Annotated in this window: 19 protein-coding genes; 15 read left to right on the top strand and 4 right to left on the bottom strand. The window is 65.8% G+C overall.

Translation table 11 applies throughout. The annotated features are described in order from the left end of the window. Window positions 1–210: 210 nt before the first annotated feature. Genes E3T50_RS16070 through paaI form a run of 3 tightly spaced genes read right to left on the bottom strand, consistent with a single transcriptional unit; the run spans window position 211 to window position 2,616 of the window. Window positions 211–810: a TetR/AcrR family transcriptional regulator gene (locus E3T50_RS16070; protein WP_134553411.1), complete on the bottom strand. Its 600-nt coding sequence runs from the start codon at window positions 808–810 to the stop codon at window positions 211–213. Between the two features lie 40 nt (window positions 811–850). Beyond that, window positions 851–2,170, bottom strand: coding sequence for a phenylacetate--CoA ligase PaaK (paaK, locus tag E3T50_RS16065; protein WP_134553409.1), 1,320 nt, complete (start codon window positions 2,168–2,170; stop codon window positions 851–853). Between the two features lie 17 nt (window positions 2,171–2,187). Then, complete coding sequence (paaI, locus tag E3T50_RS16060; protein WP_134553407.1) at window positions 2,188–2,616, bottom strand: hydroxyphenylacetyl-CoA thioesterase PaaI; 429 nt, start codon at window positions 2,614–2,616, stop codon at window positions 2,188–2,190. A 196-nt stretch (window positions 2,617–2,812) separates the two neighbouring features. Between paaI and paaA the strand changes: the two genes are divergently transcribed. The 14 genes from paaA to E3T50_RS15990 all read left to right on the top strand — a co-directional run bounded on the left by paaA (window position 2,813) and on the right by E3T50_RS15990 (window position 16,732). Further along, entirely contained in the window at window positions 2,813–3,820 is a 1,008-nt protein-coding gene (gene paaA, locus E3T50_RS16055) for a 1,2-phenylacetyl-CoA epoxidase subunit PaaA (protein WP_134553433.1), read from the top strand. Beyond that, on the top strand, window positions 3,817–4,122 hold the full coding sequence (gene paaB / locus E3T50_RS16050; protein WP_134464620.1) for a 1,2-phenylacetyl-CoA epoxidase subunit PaaB: 306 nt from the start codon (window positions 3,817–3,819) through the stop codon (window positions 4,120–4,122). The genes paaA and paaB overlap by 4 nt, the downstream gene beginning before the upstream one ends. Continuing rightward, the gene (gene paaC / locus E3T50_RS16045; protein ID WP_134553405.1) at window positions 4,119–4,970 is read left to right on the top strand and encodes a 1,2-phenylacetyl-CoA epoxidase subunit PaaC; all 852 of its coding nucleotides are present in this window, start codon (window positions 4,119–4,121) and stop codon (window positions 4,968–4,970) included. Before paaB ends, paaC begins: the two co-directional genes overlap by 4 nt. Further along, a complete protein-coding gene (paaD, locus tag E3T50_RS16040; RefSeq protein ID WP_134553403.1) occupies window positions 4,964–5,524 on the top strand; it encodes a 1,2-phenylacetyl-CoA epoxidase subunit PaaD in 561 nt (186 codons plus the stop codon). Before paaC ends, paaD begins: the two co-directional genes overlap by 7 nt. A 38-nt stretch (window positions 5,525–5,562) precedes the next feature. Then, window positions 5,563–6,669, top strand: coding sequence for a 1,2-phenylacetyl-CoA epoxidase subunit PaaE (paaE, locus tag E3T50_RS16035; RefSeq protein ID WP_134553431.1), 1,107 nt, complete (start codon window positions 5,563–5,565; stop codon window positions 6,667–6,669). Between the two features lie 38 nt (window positions 6,670–6,707). Beyond that, window positions 6,708–7,481, top strand: a complete 774-nt coding sequence (locus E3T50_RS16030) for an enoyl-CoA hydratase/isomerase family protein (RefSeq protein ID WP_134553401.1) — start codon at window positions 6,708–6,710, stop codon at window positions 7,479–7,481. A 173-nt stretch (window positions 7,482–7,654) separates the two neighbouring features. Next, window positions 7,655–8,281: a hypothetical protein gene (locus tag E3T50_RS16025; RefSeq protein ID WP_134553399.1), complete on the top strand. Its 627-nt coding sequence runs from the start codon at window positions 7,655–7,657 to the stop codon at window positions 8,279–8,281. Between the two features lie 104 nt (window positions 8,282–8,385). Further along, window positions 8,386–9,144: a copper resistance CopC family protein gene (locus tag E3T50_RS16020; protein ID WP_134553397.1), complete on the top strand. Its 759-nt coding sequence runs from the start codon at window positions 8,386–8,388 to the stop codon at window positions 9,142–9,144. 351 nt (window positions 9,145–9,495) lie between these two features. Beyond that, entirely contained in the window at window positions 9,496–11,337 is a 1,842-nt protein-coding gene (recQ, locus tag E3T50_RS16015) for a DNA helicase RecQ (RefSeq protein ID WP_241990979.1), read from the top strand. Window positions 11,338–11,602: 265 nt separating this feature from the next. Beyond that, window positions 11,603–13,630 carry an acyl-CoA dehydrogenase family protein gene (locus tag E3T50_RS16010; protein ID WP_241990978.1) on the top strand — a complete coding sequence of 676 codons (2,028 nt, stop codon included), beginning with the start codon at window positions 11,603–11,605 and terminating at the stop codon, window positions 13,628–13,630. Between the two features lie 147 nt (window positions 13,631–13,777). Further along, complete coding sequence (locus E3T50_RS16005; RefSeq protein ID WP_134553393.1) at window positions 13,778–14,716, top strand: ABC transporter ATP-binding protein; 939 nt, start codon at window positions 13,778–13,780, stop codon at window positions 14,714–14,716. Next, window positions 14,713–15,321: an ABC-2 transporter permease gene (locus E3T50_RS16000; RefSeq protein ID WP_134553391.1), complete on the top strand. Its 609-nt coding sequence runs from the start codon at window positions 14,713–14,715 to the stop codon at window positions 15,319–15,321. Before E3T50_RS16005 ends, E3T50_RS16000 begins: the two co-directional genes overlap by 4 nt. After that, a complete protein-coding gene (locus E3T50_RS15995) occupies window positions 15,231–16,055 on the top strand; it encodes a sensor histidine kinase (protein WP_166784336.1) in 825 nt (274 codons plus the stop codon). Before E3T50_RS16000 ends, E3T50_RS15995 begins: the two co-directional genes overlap by 91 nt. After that, window positions 16,052–16,732 (top strand): response regulator, encoded by a 681-nt coding sequence (locus E3T50_RS15990; protein ID WP_134553387.1) that lies wholly within the window; start codon window positions 16,052–16,054, stop codon window positions 16,730–16,732. Before E3T50_RS15995 ends, E3T50_RS15990 begins: the two co-directional genes overlap by 4 nt. A 16-nt stretch (window positions 16,733–16,748) precedes the next feature. Here E3T50_RS15990 and E3T50_RS15985 read toward each other — a convergent pair whose 3' ends face one another. After that, window positions 16,749–17,135, bottom strand: a complete 387-nt coding sequence (locus E3T50_RS15985; RefSeq protein WP_134553385.1) for a TraR/DksA family transcriptional regulator — start codon at window positions 17,133–17,135, stop codon at window positions 16,749–16,751. 52 nt (window positions 17,136–17,187) lie between these two features. Between E3T50_RS15985 and pip the strand changes: the two genes are divergently transcribed. Further along, on the top strand, window positions 17,188–18,147 hold the full coding sequence (pip, locus tag E3T50_RS15980; RefSeq protein ID WP_134553383.1) for a prolyl aminopeptidase: 960 nt from the start codon (window positions 17,188–17,190) through the stop codon (window positions 18,145–18,147). Window positions 18,148–18,155: the final 8 nt, after the last annotated feature.

Raw genomic sequence — 18,155 nt, 5'->3', positions numbered from 1 at the left:
AACTTAGAAACACCAGTAATACAAGAAACACCAGGAAAGCCATCCCTCACGGGGTGGCTTTCCTGCGTTAACGGCCACCCGAGGGTGGCCTTTTCGCGTTAACCCGCTGTCACGATGCCCACCACGCGCGGAGCCCACCACAACACCCCGACACGGTCACACCCCCACACACAACCCACCACTCCCCCCAAACACGAACACGCAGGGAATCTAGCGGCGGCGGAGGCCGTCCAAGGCGACGGCGAGCACGTCGTCGGCCAGCTGGGAGGCGTCTTCGGGGCCCTCGGCGCGATACCACTCGGCGATGGAGTTGACCATGCCGAAGAGCAGGCGCGTGACGACCCTGGGGTCGATGTCGCTGCGCAGTGAGCCCTCGTCTCGGGCCTCGACGACCAGGGTCGAGACGGCGCGGTCGAAGGCGCGGCGGCGAGACAGAGCAAGACGCTCGACCTCGGTGTTGCCGCGCACCCGGAGCAGCAGCGTGACGTAGGGAAGGCGCGTCGTGAGTACGTGCACGGCACCGCGAAGCACGAAGGCCAGGCGGTCGATCGCGCTGCCGGTCAGGGCGCCGGACTCCAGCAGCACGCCCTCGAGGCCGTTGAGGGCTTCGTCGAGAGCGAGTTGGAGCACCTCGTCTTTGGACGTGAAGTGGTGGTAAATGGCCGCTTTCGATAGGGCCAGGCGCGTCGCGAGGACTCCCATTGAGGTGGCGTCGTAGCCGAATTCATTGAACGCGGTGACGGCGATCTCGAGAATGGCCCGCTGGTCGTAGCCGGGGCGCCCGCGCTTAGGGGTGTGTACGTCAGACATAGATCTTGAGTCTCTCACGCAGGCAAGCCGACCAGGACAACTAGCGCAGGTCGTAGACGCGTTTGTGCTTGCCGGTGCTGCGCTCGAGGGTTCCGGGCTCGACGATGAGCACGTTGACGCTGGAACCGATCCGGTCCTTGATAAGGGCGATGAGAAGCGCGCGCGCTATGGCAGAGGCGGTGTCGTCGGCGTGCTCGTGCCGTTCGATGCGCACGGTGAGCTCATCCATGCGCTCCGGCCGGGTCAGTTCGAGCACGAAATGTGGGGACAGCTGCTCAATGCCAAGCACGATTTCTTCTATCTGGGTCGGAAATAGGTTCACCCCGCGCAGAATGATCATGTCGTCATTGCGACCGGTGATCTTCTCCATGCGGCGCATGCCCGGCCGAGCCGTGCCGGGGAGCAGCCGGGTCAGGTCGCGGGTGCGGTAGCGGATGACCGGAAAGGCCTCCTTGGTGAGGGAAGTGAAGACGAGTTCGCCGGTTTCGCCGTCGGGTATCGTGACGCCGGTGTCGCCGTTGATGATCTCGGGCAGAAAATGGTCTTCCCAGAGGTGCGGACCGTCTTTGGACTCGATGCACTCATTGCCGACTCCCGGGCCCATGACTTCGCTGAGGCCGTAGATATCGAGCGCGTCAAAGTCGAGGCGATCCTCGAGCTCGAGGCGCATCTGGTTCGTCCACGGCTCGGCGCCGAGCACGCCGGCCTTCAGACTCGAGCGACGCGGGTCCAGGCCAGCGGCGACCATCGCGTCGGTGATGGTGAGCAGGTAGCTCGGCGTCGACAGAATGACATCGGGCTCGAAGTCGGTGATCAACTGCACCTGCTTGTTGGTCTGGCCTCCCGACATCGGGATGGCGCAGGCACCGAGTGCTTCAATGCCGGCGTGCGCCCCGAGGCCGCCGGTGAACAGCCCGTAGCCGTACGCGTTGTGCACCTTCATTCCGGGACGCACGCCCGAGGCGCGCAGGCTCCGGGCTACCAGCCCCGACCAGATGGCGAGGTCGTTTTTCGTGTACCCGACCACGGTCGGCAGCCCGGTGGTGCCCGAGGAGGTGTGAATGCGCGCGACCTGGTCCATCGGAACCGCGAACATGCCGAATGGGTAGCAGGCGCGCAGGTCGTCCTTGGTCGTGAAAGGCAGCAGTGCAACGTCCTCGAGCGTGCGAATGTCGTCAGGGTGCACGCCGGCGGCGTCGAACTTGCGCGTATATAGAGGAACGTTTTCGTAGGCGTGCCGTACGGTGCGCTGCAGACGCGTGAGTTGCAGCGCGCGAATCTCGCCCTGGGACATCCGCTCAGCCGCGTCGAGCTCGTCGAGTGCCGGTGCGTGCAGACGGGTCTTGGTCAGCGTTGACATGAGGCCTTCCGAAAGGGTTAGAGGTGGTTGCGTGCGGGGATGGGCAAGTTGGTGGTGCGGCTGCGGCCGCGAAATTCGGCCACAGTGACATCGTTGTCAGCGGTGACGCGCACGTCGTAGATGCCGCTGCGGCCGCTCTTCACACGAAGCAGCGCGGTCGCTGTGAGGTTCTGGCCCGTCGTGGTCGGCTTCAGAAATGTGATGTCAGCGCCAGCGGCGAGCGTGACATGATGCGAATCGTTGCAGGCAATGGCGAACGCCGTGTCGGCGAGGGCGAATACGAAACCACCGTGGGTCACATCGAAACCGTTGAGCATGTCGTCCCGGACGACCATCGAGACAACGGAATGGCACCGCTCAGCACGGAGCACGATCATGCCGAGGGAAGCCGATGCCCGGTCGCGCTGCATCATGGCCTGGTTGCCGACGGATGCTGCTTCGGTCATTCGGTTCTCCTCGTTGAGTTGCCGTGGTTGTGAAGCTCAAGCGGGGGTTGCCCGACCGATAATGTGACTATATACTAACTGAACGATCGGTTGGTAATAGATTGCCGATCAGTGTGCGAAATTTCCGACCGGCATCACCTTAGCGCCGTCGGCGCTTCCCACGACCACCGCAGTCAACGCAGACCAGGAGCCGATGATGACAAGCACCATCACGCCCGACAGGGGTGCAGCCGTCGCTTTCAGCGTCGAAGAGCAGCAGTTCAACGACTTGATCGAAGCAGACTCCCGCATCGAGCCGCGCGACTGGATGCCGGAGGGCTACCGCAGGTCGCTCGTGCGTCAAATCTCGCAGCACGCGCATTCCGAGATTATCGGCATGCAGCCCGAGTCCAACTGGATCACGCGTGCCCCGAGCCTGAAACGTAAGGCCATCCTCATGGCCAAGGTGCAAGACGAGGCTGGTCACGGACTCTACCTGTACTCCGCCGCGCAAACCCTCGGCGCCACCCGCGACGATATGACGGATGCCCTCATCGCCGGCAAGGCCCGCTACTCCTCGATCTTCAACTATCCGACCCCGAGCTGGGCCGACATGGGCTCGATCGGCTGGCTCGTCGATGGCGCCGCCATCTGCAACCAGGTGCCGCTCTGCCGAGCCTCCTATGGCCCATACGGTCGCGCAATGGTGCGCATCTGCAAGGAGGAGTCCTTTCATCAGAGGCAGGGCTTCGAGATTCTGCTTGAGCTCATGCAGGGCACAGCGGAGCAGCGGCAGATGGCACAGGACTCGGTCGACCGCTGGTACTGGCCCGCGCTGATGATGTTCGGCCCGCCCGATGATGACTCGCCCAACTCGGCGCAGTCTATGGCCTGGAAGATCAAGCGTCACTCCAACGACGAGCTGCGCCAGCGCTTCGTCAACATGCTCGTTCCCCAGGCCGCCGTGCTCGGCGTCACGCTGCCAGATTCCGATCTGCACTTCAACGAAGAAACCCAGCAGTGGGATCTCGGTGAGATCGACTGGACCGAGTTTCACGAGGTGCTCGCCGGCCGTGGCGCGAATAATGCACAGCGCCTGCAGCGTCGACGCGACGCCCACGAAGAAGGCCGCTGGGTGCGCGAAGCGGCCGCGGCCTATGCGAGCAAACAGACCGCACGCAAAGAATCCACACTCACCACCGAGCTCGAAACGGCAGCCTCATGACTAGCCCCGGTGATTCCGCAACAGAAATCTGGCCGCTCTGGGAGGTTTTCGTGCGCTCCAATCGCGGCCTCAGCCACGTGCACGTCGGCTCGCTGCACGCTCCCGACGAGATCCTGGCCGTGCGCAACGCACGCGACCTGTACACCCGTCGCAGTGAAGGTGTCTCGGTCTGGGTCGTTCCCGCCGCAGCGATCACCACGAGTGACCCCGACGCCAAGGGCGCCTTCTTCGAATCGCCTGTTGGCAAGAACTACCGCCACGCGAGCTACTACTCCAAGAGCGAAGGGGTGCGTCACCTATGAACAGCACACCTGGGGGTGAGCAGATCCAGGCCGACGCCGACGACCACGGCCACGTCGCCGTCGACGTCACCACGCTTGACGCCGAGCTCATCGAAGGTCCGTCCGTCGCCACCCCCGACGTGGCCGAATATGCGCTGTGGCTCGGCGACGACTCGCTCATCCTGGCCCAGCAGCTCGGCGCCTGGATCTCCCGTGCACCCGAACTCGAAGAAGACGTCGCCCTCGGCAATGTCGCCCTCGATCTGATCGGGCACGCCCGGTCGCTGCTGCACTACGCCGGCACCGCGTCGAACCGCACCGAGGACGACCTCGCCTATTGGCGAACGGAGCCCGATTTTCGGTCGCTGCACATCGTCGAGCAGCCCAACGGTGACTTCGCCCACACGATCGCACGCCAGTTCGTTGTGGCGCACTACCTGTTCGAGCTGTACAGCCGGCTGCGGGCATCCGCTGACGCGACCCTCGCCGCGATCGCCGCCAAGGCGGTGAAAGAGGTCGACTACCACCGTGACCACTCCAACCAGTGGGTGCTGCGCCTCGCACACGGAACCGACGAGTCGCGCCGCCGCATGGTCACCGGGCTCTCCGACCTGTGGCCCTACATCGAAGAGGTCTTTCGCGACGATCCGCTCATCGACCGCCTCGAAGGAGTGGCGGTTCGCCCGTCCAGCCTGCGACCGGCGTTCGACGCCGCCATCGCGCCGGTGCTCGCCGAAGCCGAGCTCGAGATCCCTCGCGGTTTTGTCGCCTCCGGCGGCGGCCGCACCGGCAAGCACTCCGAGCACCTCGCTTTTCTGCTCGCCGAAATGCAGGTGCTCACCCGCGCGCACCCCGGAGCGTCATGGTGACCACGCATCCGCGCTCGACTGACCTGCAGGAGGCGTTCGCCCGGCCGCGTCCCGCTGACGCGGCGTCGCTCGCCGCCTGGGCGATTGCCGCCCAGGTCGTCGATCCGGAGATTCCAGTGATCACGATCGAAGACCTCGGTGTGCTGCGCTCGGTAACGGTCACAACGGACGCCGTCGCGGTCACCCTGACCCCGACCTACAGCGGATGCCCAGCCATGGATGCCATGCGCGACGACGTCCTCGGAGCGCTCACCAACGCCGGTTACCAGAACGTCTCGGTTCGCCTGGTGCTCAGCCCGGCGTGGACCACCGATTGGATGAGTGAGATCGGCAGGGACAAGCTGCGGGAGTACGGCATTGCCGCCCCGATCGGGCACGCGGCCGTGCGAGGTTCCGGTCCGGCCGGCCCGATTCGGCTGCAGCTGGGCGTCAAGTGCCCGCGGTGTTCATCGCTCAACACCCGCGAGCTCGCGCACTTCGGCTCCACCTCCTGTAAGTCCCTCTACGAATGCCGAGACTGCCTCGAGCCGTTCGACTACTTCAAGGTGCTCTAATGGCGTCAACACGTCTTGAATCCACCAACCAGGGCGCCATGACGCTGGCGCCTCTCAAGCACCGCGCACGCTTCCACACCCTCACAGTGGCTGAAGTTCGCCCGCTCACCGCCGACAGCGTCGAGGTCACCTTCACCGTTCCGCCCAAATTACAGGGCGCATTCGACTACCTGCCGGGCCAGCACCTCGCCCTGCGCGCCACGATCGACGGCCAGGAGCTGCGCCGCAGCTATTCAATCTGCAGGCCGGAGACATCCGGTCAGATCAGTGTGGCGATCAAACGCGACCTCGGTGGTGCCTTCTCGACCTGGGCCAACAGCGAGCTGCACGTCGGCGATGAACTCGACGTGATGAGCCCGCAGGGCAGCTTCACTTCGACCCTGCAGGGCCTGGAGCACAAGCACGTCGTGGGTGTGGCGGCCGGTTCGGGAATCACCCCGCTCATGGCGCTCGCGCACACCGTGCTCGCCGCCTCGGCGACCTCGAGTTTCACCCTCGTTTACACCAACCGCACGGCGCTCGACGTGATGTTCCTCGACGAGCTAGCCGAACTCAAGGACCGCTACCCGGCCCGCCTCGCGCTATACCACGTGCTGTCTCGGGAGCAGCGATCATCGTCGCTGCTCTCCGGCCGTATCGACGAGGAAAAATTTCGACGCATGCTCGACACGATTCTGCGCCCGGCCTCGGTCGACGAGTGGTTTCTATGCGGCCCGTTCGAGCTCGTGCAGCTCTGCCGCGACACACTCGAGAGTACCGGCGTCGACCGGGCGCGCGTGCGCTTCGAACTGTTCACCACGGGTGTGCCGTCAGCAGCCAACGGCGATCGCGGCCGGCCCGTCATCATCGGCACGGGGGACAAGACCTTCCAGATCGAATTCACCCTCGACGGCCAGAGCAACACGGTGACGACGCCGGTCAACGCGAGCGAGAGCATCCTGAACGCGGCGCTGCGTGTGCGGCCCGACGTGCCGTTCGCCTGTGCTGGCGGAGTCTGCGGCACCTGCCGTGCCAAGCTGGTCAGCGGTGATGTCACCATGACCGAGAACTACGCGCTGGAGCCCGAAGAACTCGCCCGCGGTTACGTTCTGACCTGCCAGTCGCACCCGACCACCGACACCGTAGTCGTCGACTACGACGTCTAGCCTTTTCACCCCAAATATGGCCCAAGAAAGCGGATGCCGTGATCGAGCTCTCGATAAACAACGACGTCGCCCACGTGGTGCTGAACGCGCCCGGCAAACTTAACGCCCTCGACGAGGCCTCGATCGTCGAACTCGATGCGGCCTACCAGACCGCGGAGCGGGCTGGCGTGCGCGCCTTGGTCTTGCGGGGTGAAGGGCCAGCGTTCTGCGCCGGCCGCGACATTTCGGCGGTCGACCCGCGAACCGACGACGTGCTGGGGTACCTCGGCAACCTGGTCACGCCCTTGCTGCAGCGCATGAGCCGGTTTCCGGCACCGACCTTCGCGGCCGCCCACGGTGCCTGCCTCGGGGTGGGCCTTGGACTGCTTATCGCCACCGACGTCGTCTACATCGCCGACACCGCCAAGATCGGCTCGCCGTTCGCGAACCTCGGGGCCACGCTCGACTCGGGTGGGCACGCCCTGTTCGTGGAACGCCTGGGCGCGCACCGTACGCTTGACCTCATCTACAGCGGGCGCCTCATGTCCGGAGCGGAGGCCGTCGCCAGCGGACTCTTCAGCCAGGTGTTCCCGGCCACGGAGCTGACCGAGGCCACCGTGCAGGCGGCCGCACGCGCGGCATCCGGTGCCACCCAGGCTTTTCTCGCGAGCAAAGCACTCGTGCAATCACTGCGCGACGAACGGCTCGGACTCTGGCAGAGCATGAGCGACGAGACCGCCGCCCAGGCCACGCTCTGCGCTACCGGCGACTATCGCGAGGGGTTCGCCGCGTTCCAACAGAAGCGCAAGCCCTCTTTCACCGGCCGCGTCTGAAATCGCCCCGCACGGAACCTACTAGCAGAAGCCGACGGGTCTGCTCGGTCCCGGCCGACTTGCCGGCCGTGGTCGACCACCAGCTCCCGCCAGTCTTCTTGCAGGGTCGGTCAGTTATTCTGGGAATGTTGCTCGGGAGAAGTCACCCTGGACGAGACCGGAGAGGGGCCGTCATGCACACACGCTGGGCCCGTTTTGCCCGCGGCTGGATCGTCGCCGTGTTCTCGACCTTTGTCGCTGCCCTGTCGCACACGCTCGGTGGTGCCTCAGTGCCCGGTCTGCTGGCGGTCGTCGTGTACCTGGCCTTCGCCGGCATGGTGTGCGTCGCTTTATCGGGCCGAACCCTGTCATTCTGGCGCGGCGCCGCATCCGTGTTGATCAGCCAGCTCATCTTTCACGGCCTGTTTTCACTTGGCGCACCCGGCGGTGCGCTCGGAGCCGAGGCCCTCGCCGCGTCGGGTACGCACCAGCATGCGGCACTGCCCGGTCTGATTGGCCCGCTCGCACCGGGCGGGGGCGCTGATGTCACGCACGACGGTGCGACCATGTGGGGCGCCCACCTCGGAGCCGCCATCATCACTATTCTGATGCTGCGTTTTGGGGAGCGCGCGTTCTGGGGCCTCGTCGAAAGCGTTCGCCTGGGCCTGCGTACCCTGTACGTCCCCGCACCGTTGGTCGTGCCGGTCGCGGCACCGGTTCGCATCGGGCACGAGGCGCCCGTGTCCGCGCCGCGCGACCTGGTTCGCGTGTTGTCGGCCATGCGGCATCGTGGCCCGCCGTCCGGCGCGCTCTTCGCCTGACACAGCCACGAACCAGACCATTCTCCCCGCCGCACCGAACGACTAGCAGAGGCAGCTCCGGCCCCGTTCGGTGAGCGCCGGGCACCCCACGCTGAAGGACAATCATGAAGTTCACGATCCCTCGCGGTGCCTCCACTGCACCGCCCGCCGCAAACAGTCGGTCCAGCACCGTGCGCGCCAACTCGACCCCCCACGGGACGACAGCCTCCATCGTTCGAACTGCGCACCAGCGGCCGACCCGCCGGCAGACTGCTTCGGCCGCTCGCCGCACGGCCCGAGCCGTATTCGCGGTCGTCGTCGCGGCAGCGGCCCTGGGCTGGGGTGCAGCACCGGCATCCGCTCATAACAACGCCGTCGGCTCCTCACCGGCGGCCGACTCGGTGGTGACCGAGCAGCCCGAGTTGTTCTCGGTCACCACGAGCGACCTGTTGCTCGATCTCGGCGGAACCGGCTCCAGCGCCGCGATGATCGTCACCGGGCCGGCCGGTGCGCCGCTGTTCTACGGGGATGGCTGCGCAACTGTCTCCGGTGCAACGATCGAAACCGCGGCGCAGCTCGGCCCGGCCGGACAATACAGGGTGATCTGGCAGGCGGTCTCCACCGACGGCCACTCGATCTCTGACGAGTTCACTTTCGACTGGAAGCCGGCCCCGGGCCAGTCGCTCGCCGACGGTGCGGCCACGGCTCCGTCTTGCGGGATCGAAGCGGATGCCTCCACCACGGACGCCACCACCGACGCCGGATCGAGCGCCGCCAGCGAGAGCCCCCTCTCGACCGTCGCCTGGATCGGCGCAGCCCTCGGCGCGGTAGTGCTCGCCGTCGCAGTGACCCTGCTCATCCTGCGCCAGAAGCGCCGCCGCTGATTCACCCGATAGCGGGTAGGTGGTTGCTTCAGGTGCCGTGAAGCAACCAGTTACCCGCTGTCGCGGATCTGACCGGCACGGGAGAACGTGTCAGGGGGCCCGGGTAAAGTTATGCAGGTGAGTTGGAACGCTGAGCTGCCCTGGAACCCTGACGACGTTGAAACACCCAGCGACTTTGAACCACCGACCGATTTCGACGCCCCCGACGACTTCGACGCACCGCCACCTCCCGAAGCCGACCGGCAGTACGGCGCCCGGCAGCCGGCTCGCGCGGGCGCGGCATCCGCGTCGCACCAGCCCCCTGCCAACCCACGCGGCCCGAACCGGCCTGCCGCTCGCACCGTTACGCCGATGCGCGCCGCCACCCGCAAGTTCGCCACCGCGGCTGAAGCCCTGCACACCGTATTCGGCTACGACTCCTTCCGCGGCGACCAGGCCGAGATCATCGCACAGGTCGTCGACGGCAAGGACGCCGTTGTGCTCATGCCTACCGGCGGCGGCAAAAGCCTCTGCTACCAAATTCCCGCGCTCGTGCGTGCTGGAACCGGCATCGTCGTCTCCCCACTCATCGCCCTGATGCAAGACCAGGTCGACGCGCTCACCGCCGTCGGTGTGCGCGCCGAGTTTCTCAACTCCAGCCAAGACTCCCAGGCCCGCAGCCAGGTCGAACGCGACTACCTGAACGGCGACCTCGATTTGCTCTACGTCGCCCCCGAGCGACTCGCCAATGAAGCCACCAAACGGCTTCTCGACCGCGGAACCATCGCCCTGTTCGCCATCGACGAAGCCCACTGCGTGTCCCAGTGGGGTCACGACTTTCGGCCCGACTACCTCGCGCTCAGCGAACTAGCCGATCGCTGGCCCGACGTACCGCGCATCGCCCTCACCGCCACAGCGACGGATGCCACGCACCAGGAGATCACTACCCGCCTGCAGCTGGGCGACGCCAGACACTTCGTGGCGAGTTTCGACCGGCCCAACATTCAGTACCGCATTGTCGGCAAATCCGAGGTGCGCAAACAGCTGCTCTCCTTCTTGAAGACGGAGCACCCGGGCGACGCCGGAATCGTCTACGCCCTCAGTCGCAAGACAGTCGACCAGACCGCCGAATTCCTGCGGCAGAACGGCGTCAACGCGCTGCCGTATCATGCCGGGCTCGACGCGGGCCTGCGCGCTCGCACCCAGTCCCGTTTTCTGCGCGAGGAGGGCGTCGTCATCGTCGCCACGATCGCGTTCGGCATGGGAATCGACAAGCCCGACGTGCGCTTCGTGGCCCACATCGACCTGCCCAAATCGGTCGAGGGCTACTACCAGGAGACCGGTCGAGCCGGCCGCGACGGGGCACCGGCCACGGCCTGGCTGGCCTACGGCCTGCAAGATGTCGTGCAGCAGCGCCGCATGATCGACGAGTCACCCGGCGACCTCGGCCACCGGCGCAAACTCTCCGCCCACCTCGACGCCATGCTCGCGCTGTGCGAAACGGTGCATTGCCGCCGGGTCAACCTGCTGCGTTACTTCGGCCAGGCCAGCGAACCCTGCGGCAACTGCGATACCTGCCTCGAACCGCCCGAAGCCTGGGACGGCACCATCCCCGCCCAAAAACTGCTCTCCACGATCGTGCGCCTGCACCGCGAACGCAATCAGAAGTTCGGCGCCGGCCACCTCATCGACATCCTCCGCGGCAAAGAAACCCCCCGCGCCACCCAATACCGGCACACCGAGCTGAGCACGTGGGGCCTCGGCGCCGACCTCAGCGACCAGGCCTGGCGCGGCGTCGTGCGGCAGATGCTGGCCCAGGGCCTGCTCGCCACCTCCGGCGAATACGGCACCCTCGTGCTAACGGATGCTGCCGCCGAGGTTCTCGGCGGCAGCCGCACGGTGCAATTGCGGCGTGAACCCGACCGCCCCGCGCGTTCCAGTGCCGCCCGCCGCCCGAGCGCAGCGAAGGTTGCTGCCGCCGACCTCAGCACGTCCCAAGAGACCCTGTTCGAGGCGCTGCGGGTGTGGCGTTCGGCCGAGTCGAAGGAGCAGGGCGTGCCCGCCTACATCGTCTTCGGCGACGCGACCCTGATCGCTGTGGCCGCCGCCGGTCCCACCACGCTCGCCGGGCTCGACGGCATCACCGGTATCGGTGCTAAGAAGCTCGAAGCCTACGGCGAAGCCCTCCTCGAGGTTGTCGCCGCTTCCGCGTGATCGCACCAGTACGCTATTTGTGTGGGAGCGCACGTGTACACGGTTCGAGGTTGTAGTAAACCTACAAAACGGATGCCGGGGGCGGCATCTATCGTTGTTGCCCCCGCACCGCGCGTTTCACGACCGCGACCATGCGGCCCTAACGTTGCGATCATCACTTTCGCGCGAACAGTTAGGACCACCCGTGGTTGACACGAAACAGCGCTCCAACACCCGATCGACGACGATCGATCCCAGCCTCGTTCCCAGTGTCGACACGGGACCCATCAAGTCCATCGGTGATCCGACCGCCCCTGCAGTCAACGTCGAACAACTCGGGCGCCAGCTGCTCGGCACCTGGGCCGACGTGCGCCTCGCCGCCCGAGAAGTCACCGCGCGCCCCGATATGCAGCGCATCGAGGGGCTCTCCATGGCTGACCACCGGCTGCGTGTTTTTGAGCAGCTCAAGGTACTCGCAGCCAACGGCCACGTACTGCGCGCCTTCCCCAAGCACCTTGGCGGTCAGGACGACCACGGTGGAAACATTGCCGGCTTCGAAGAACTCGTCATTGCCGACCCGAGCCTGCAGATCAAGGGTGGCGTGCAGTGGGGCCTGTTCGGCGCCGCCGTCCTGCACCTCGGCACCAAGCCGCACCACGATAAGTACCTTCCCGGCATCATGGACCTGAGCGTGCCGGGCGCGTTCGCCATGACCGAAATCGGTCACGGCTCAGACGTGGCAAGCATCGCGACCACCGCGACCTTCGACGCCGCCACCGGTGAGTTCATCATCAACACCCCGTTTCGCGCCGCCTGGAAGGATTACCTCGGCAACGCCGCGAAAGACGGCATTGCCGCCGTGCTGTTCGCACAGCTCATCACCCGTGGAACCAACCACGGCGTGCATGCCTTCTACCTGCCCATTCGGGGCGCCGATGGCGATTTCCTCCCCGGTGTCGGCGGCGAGGACGACGGCTTGAAGGGTGGCCTCAACGGCATCGACAACGGCCGACTGCACTTCACCGACGTGCGCATCCCGCGTGAAAATCTGCTCAACCGGTACGGCGACGTCGCCGAGGACGGCACGTACTCCAGCCCGATATCAAGCCCCGGCCGTCGCTTCTTCACGATGCTGGGCACGCTGGTCCAGGGGCGCGTGTCGCTCGACGGGGCCGCCACCGCGGCATCCGCTCTCGCCCTGACCATCGCGATCACCTATGGAAGCCAGCGTCGCCAATTCACCGCCGGCAGCGACACCGACGAGGAGGTCATCCTCGACTACCAGCGGCACCAGCGCCGGTTGTTTCCGCGCCTTGCCACGACGTACGCCCAGACCTTCGCGCACGACGAGTTCCTGGTGAAGTTCGACGACGTGTTCAGCGGCAAGGCCGACACCGACGATGACCGGCAAGACCTCGAGACCCTCGCTGCCGCGCTCAAGCCGCTCTCCACCTGGCACGCACTCGACACCCTGCAGGAGGCCCGTGAAGCCTGCGGCGGCGCCGGCTTCATGGCTGAGAACCGCCTCGTGGGGTTGCGCGCCGACCTCGACATCTTCGCGACCTTCGAGGGCGACAACAACGTGCTGCTGCAGCTCGTCGCCAAGCGTCTGCTCACCGATTACAGCCGTAAATTCGCCACAGCGGATGCCGGAGCCCTCGCGCGCTACGTCGTGCAGCACGCCGCCGGTCGCGCCTACCATGGCACAGGCCTGCGCACCCTCGGGCAGACGGTGTTCGACCGCGGATCCACCGCCCGCTCCGTCGGTGCCCTCCGCGATGCCGACGTGCAGCGCGAGCTGCTCACCGATCGGGTCGAGAGTATGATCGGCGAGGTCGCCGGCAAGCTGCGCGGTGCCACCAAGCTGCCCAGTAAGCAAGCCGCCGATCTGTTCAACGCGCACCAGAACGAGCTCATCGAGGCAGCACGCGCCCATGGCGAACTCCTGCAGTGGGAGTCGTTCACCCGGGCGCTCGACGCCACAACGGATGCCGGAACCAAGCAGGTGCTCACCTGGCTGCGCGATTTGTTCGGCCTCGGCCTGGTCGAGAAGAACCTGGCCTGGTACCTCATTCACGGTCGACTCTCCGCCCAGCGGGCCCAGGCCGTCACGGCTTACATCGACCGGCTGATCGCGCGCGTTCGTCCGCATGCCCTCGATCTCGTCGACGCGTTCGGCTATTCGCCAGATCACCTGCGGGCTACGATCGCGAGCGGTATTGAGCGTGAACGCCAGAACGAGGCGCGCGACTACTACGCCGACCAGCGGGCGTCGGGAGCCGCTCCCGCACCCGAAAAGTCGGTCAAACGGTAGGCCGGCGCGCATCGTACTCAGGTACGACACCGGTGGGGCACAACCATCCCCAGGTTGATGCGCCACATAGCGGGCAAACCATACCGTTTGGTATAGGGCTTCCGTGCAGTGAAACGGGGCCTCACCCACCAACGGAATGAGGCAGTCGTGATCCAGGCACAGTCCCTGACCAAGCACTACGGAAGCAAGACCGCGGTCGACGCGGTCGACTTCACGGTGCAGCCCGGCAAGGTCACCGGTTTTCTCGGGCCGAACGGCGCGGGCAAGTCCACCACAATGCGCATGATCGTGGGTCTAGACCGACCCAGCGCCGGGTCGGTCATCGTCAACGGTAAGCCGTACCACGAGCACAAAGCGCCACTGCGCGAGGTCGGCGTGTTGCTCGACGCCAAGGCCGTGCACACCGGTCGCAGCGCCTACAACCACCTGCGTGCCATAGCCGCGACCCACAACATCCCCACCAGTCGAGTGCACGAGGTCATCAACCTCACCGGTCTGGAGTCCGTCGCCCGCAAGCGCGTCGGTGGATTCTCCCTCGGTATGGGCCAGCGCCTCGGCATCGCCGCTGCCTTGCTCGGCGACCCGGCCACGCTCATCCTCGACGAGCCGGTCAACGGCCTCGACCCCGAGGGCGTGCAGTGGGTGCGTACGCTCACCAAACAGCTCGCCGCCGAGGGCCGCACCGTGCTGCTCTCCTCGCACCTGATGAGCGAGATGGCGCTCACCGCCGACCACATCATCGTGCTCGGCCGCGGTCGGGTGATAGCGGATGCCTCGGTCGCCGATATTATCGCCTCGGCTGCGCAGAACACGGTTCGCGTGCGCACCCCGCACTCGGCGGCCCTCGCCGCCCTGCTGGCACAGGAAGATGTCACCATCACCAACGTCGAGCAGGACGTGCTCGAGATCAGCGGATTGACCGTGAACGAGATCGGCGACCGTGCCGCTGCCGCCCAGATTTCCCTGCACGAGCTCTCGGCGGTGAACGCCTTCCTCGAGGACGCTTACATGAAACTCACGCAGAACGAAGTGGAGTATCGCACCGGCGATGCCTCCTCCCACACCGAAGCGGAGGTCGCTCGATGAGCACCCAGACCCACCAGACAACGCAATCCGCTTCTGGGGCCCCCTACGTTTCAACCGGCTCCGGGCTCAGCTTCAGCGGCCTGCTCAGGTCTGAATCGATCAAGCTCTGGAGCCTGCGCTCCACCTACTGGACCTTTTCCCTCGTCGTCGTAGCCTCCCTCGGACTCGCCGTGGCGATGTCCTTCGCATTGTCCCCGCTAACGGCCGGATTCGACCCGGCCACCGGTGCCGCCATGGCCGTCGATAACGCGCAGATGTTCGTGCTCGTCTCCACGACCGGATTGGGCCTCGGCCAAATGATCGTCGCGGTTCTTGGCGTGCTGTCGATTAGCGGTGAATATTCCAGCGGCATGATCAAATCGACGCTCACCGCGGTGCCGGGCCGCTTGCCCGCGCTCTGGACCAAGGTAATCGTGCTGTTCGGATTCACCGTCCTGGTGGGCCTGTTCAGTGTGGTCGGCTCGTTCCTCGTGGCCACTCCCATCCTGGGAGCCAAGGACGTCACTGCAAGCCTGTGCTGGCCGGCCTGGCCGCCTGGCTCACCGACAACCCGGCCGAGGTCCCGTGGATCCCCGTCGCCAGCCAATCCGCGATCATGCTGCTAGCCGCGACGCTGGTCGGCGTGAACATGGGCAACAGCAAGCGCTACGTGGCGTCGCTGCTTGACCTGGCCGCGCAGTTGACCCGCGAACGTGACCAGCAGGCGCAGCTCGCCCGCATCTCGGAGCGCACCCGAATAGCCGGTGAAATGCACGATGTGGTCGCGCACAGTCTCTCGGTCATGGTGGCGCTCGCCGACGGTGCCCACGCGATCGCACCGAAGGACGTCGAACGATCCCGCGCTGCAATGCTCGACGTCGCGGCCACCGGGCGCCGGTCGATGACCGAGATGCGCCGCCTGCTCGGGGTGCTCGAAGTTGAGACGGAGCCGGCTCCGCGAGCTCCGCAGCCGGGCATCGACCAACTCGCCGACCTCGTCGAGTCCTTCCGATCGACCGGGCTTCCGGTCGTCCTGGAACGCAGCGGCCGAGAGCCGAGCAACGCGAGCGTGCAGCTGACCATCTTTCGGCTCATCCAGGAGTCATTGACGAACGTGTTGCGCTATGCGGATACGCCGACCAGGGTGACCGTGCGTCTGACCTCCTCTCCCGGGACAGCGCAGATCACGATAAGCGACAACGGCCGACCGGCGGCAGCAGCCAGTGTCCAGGGCTTTGGCCGCGGCCTGATCGGAATGCAGGAACGCGTCGCGATCTACGGCGGAATCTTCGAGGCGGCGCCGGGACTCCACGACGGCTGGCGCGTGCATGCGACCCTGAGATTTGAGGACGAATCATGACCCCCCATTCCGCACCGATCAGCATCATGCTCGCCGACGACCAGGCGCTGTTGCGCGTAGGGTTTCGCATGGTTCTCGAAGCCGAAGAGGACTTCTCCGTGGTCGCAGAGGCTGGCTCCGGTGCCCAGGCGATTTCGCTCGCCGCGAGCCTGCGCCCCCAGGTCATCCTGATGGACGTGCGCATGCCGGGCGTCGACGGTATCGAGGCTACCCGGCAGATCATGACGGCCCAGCCGAACACCCGGATCATCATTCTCACGACCTTCGATCTGGACGAGTACGCCTTCGGAGGGCTGCGTGCCGGCGCGAGTGGTTTTCTGCTGAAGAACGCCGAACCGGGGGAGCTGATCGCCGCGATCCGCACGGTGGCCTCGGGAGAAGCATCCGTTTCGCCGAGGGTGACCCGACGCCTGCTCGACCTGTTCGGTACCAAACTGCCCCAGGCCGAAGCCGGTACTGCCGGCGACCCCACGGCGCTTGGAGCGCTCACCGAACGCGAGACCGAAGTCTTTCTCGCCGTCGCCGAGGGGCTCTCCAACACCGAACTGGCCGAGCGCTTCTTTCTCTCCGAATCGACCGTGAAGACGCATGTCGGCCGCATCCTGCACAAACTCGGCGTCCGCGATCGGGTTCAGGCGGTCATTCTGGCCTACGAACTCGGCCTCGCCGGGCAGTGACCGTCGACCGACTCCGCTACCGGTTGTGGCCTTCGACCTCCCGGGCACAGTCGATGCACAGTTCCGCCGTCGGGAGGGCCAACAGCCGGGCGGCCCCGATGCCTCTTCCGCATCGGATGCACGTACCGAAACTCCCGTCAGCAATGCGGGCCAGCGCACGATCGATCGCGGCGACTTTCTCGCGGAACTCGCGGTGAACACCGACGATTCGCGACCAGTCACTCGACAGGGTCGGACCTTCCGGATCGTGCTCGTCGTCGGCCGATCCGTCGCTTCGCGCTTCGCGTACGTTCGTGAGCGACTCCGCCAGCCTGTTCAGCTCAATCTCGGTCGAGTCGCGCTGATCCCTGAGCTCCTGGTCGAAGTGCCCAAGCTCGGCCTCCGTGAGAGATGTGCTCGCCATGATCTATCGTCGCACGTGGCGATCGTTTAGTGCCGGGGAATAGGCTCGAGGTATGCGTACTTTCTACCCCGAGCTCGACCCCTATGAGACCGGTATGCTCGATGTTGGCGACAATCAGACCATCTATTGGGAAGCCTCCGGCAATCCCGACGGTAAGCCGGCGGTCTATCTGCACGGCGGCCCGGGAGGCGCTTCCGGCCCCGACCAGCGTCGGGTATTCGACCCGGCGAAGTACCGCATCATCCTGTTCGACCAGCGCGGCTGCGGCTCGAGCACCCCGCACGCGAGCGAGTCCGACGTGGACCTGAACGTCAACACCACGTGGACCCTCGTAGCTGACCTGGAGAAAATACGCGAGCATCTCGGCATTGACCGCTGGTTGGTCTGCGGCGGATCCTGGGGCAGCACCCTCGCGCTCGCGTACGCCCAAACGTACCCCGACAAGGTCACCGAACTCGTCCTGCGCGGTATCTTCACCCTGCGCCCGGTAGAGCTCGACTGGTTATACGAGGGCGGTGCCGCCGCGATCTACCCCGACCTGTGGGAGTCGTTCCTCGCTCCGGTTCCCGAGAATGAACGCGGCCACCTGATCGAGGCCTACGGCCGCCTGCTGCACGATCCCGACCAGTTCGTTCGCCAGCGTGCCGGCGTGGCGTGGGCCACTTGGGAATCCTCGACGATCACCCTGCTGCAGGAGCCCGACAAGGTTGCGCACTTTGCCGACCCCGCCTTCGCAGTGGCGTTCGCCCGCATCGAGAACCATTTCTTCGCCAACAGGGGTTGGTTCACCCCGAATCAACTCATCGACAACGCCTCCCGCCTCGCCGACATCCCCGGCGTGATCGTGCAGGGTCGCTACGACATGTGCACCCCGGCCTTCACTGCGTGGGACCTGCACAAGAACTGGCCGGAGGCTGAATTCCACCTGATTCCCGACGCTGGCCATGCCCTCGACCAGCCCGGCATCCTCGACGCCATCATCGAGGCGACCGACCGTTTCGCCACAGAATAGTAGACGGC

The organism is Cryobacterium gelidum (assembly GCF_004403985.1).
Taxonomy (GTDB): Bacteria; Actinomycetota; Actinomycetes; order Actinomycetales; family Microbacteriaceae; genus Cryobacterium; species Cryobacterium gelidum.
This window is presented reverse-complemented; position numbering and strand designations above follow the sequence as displayed.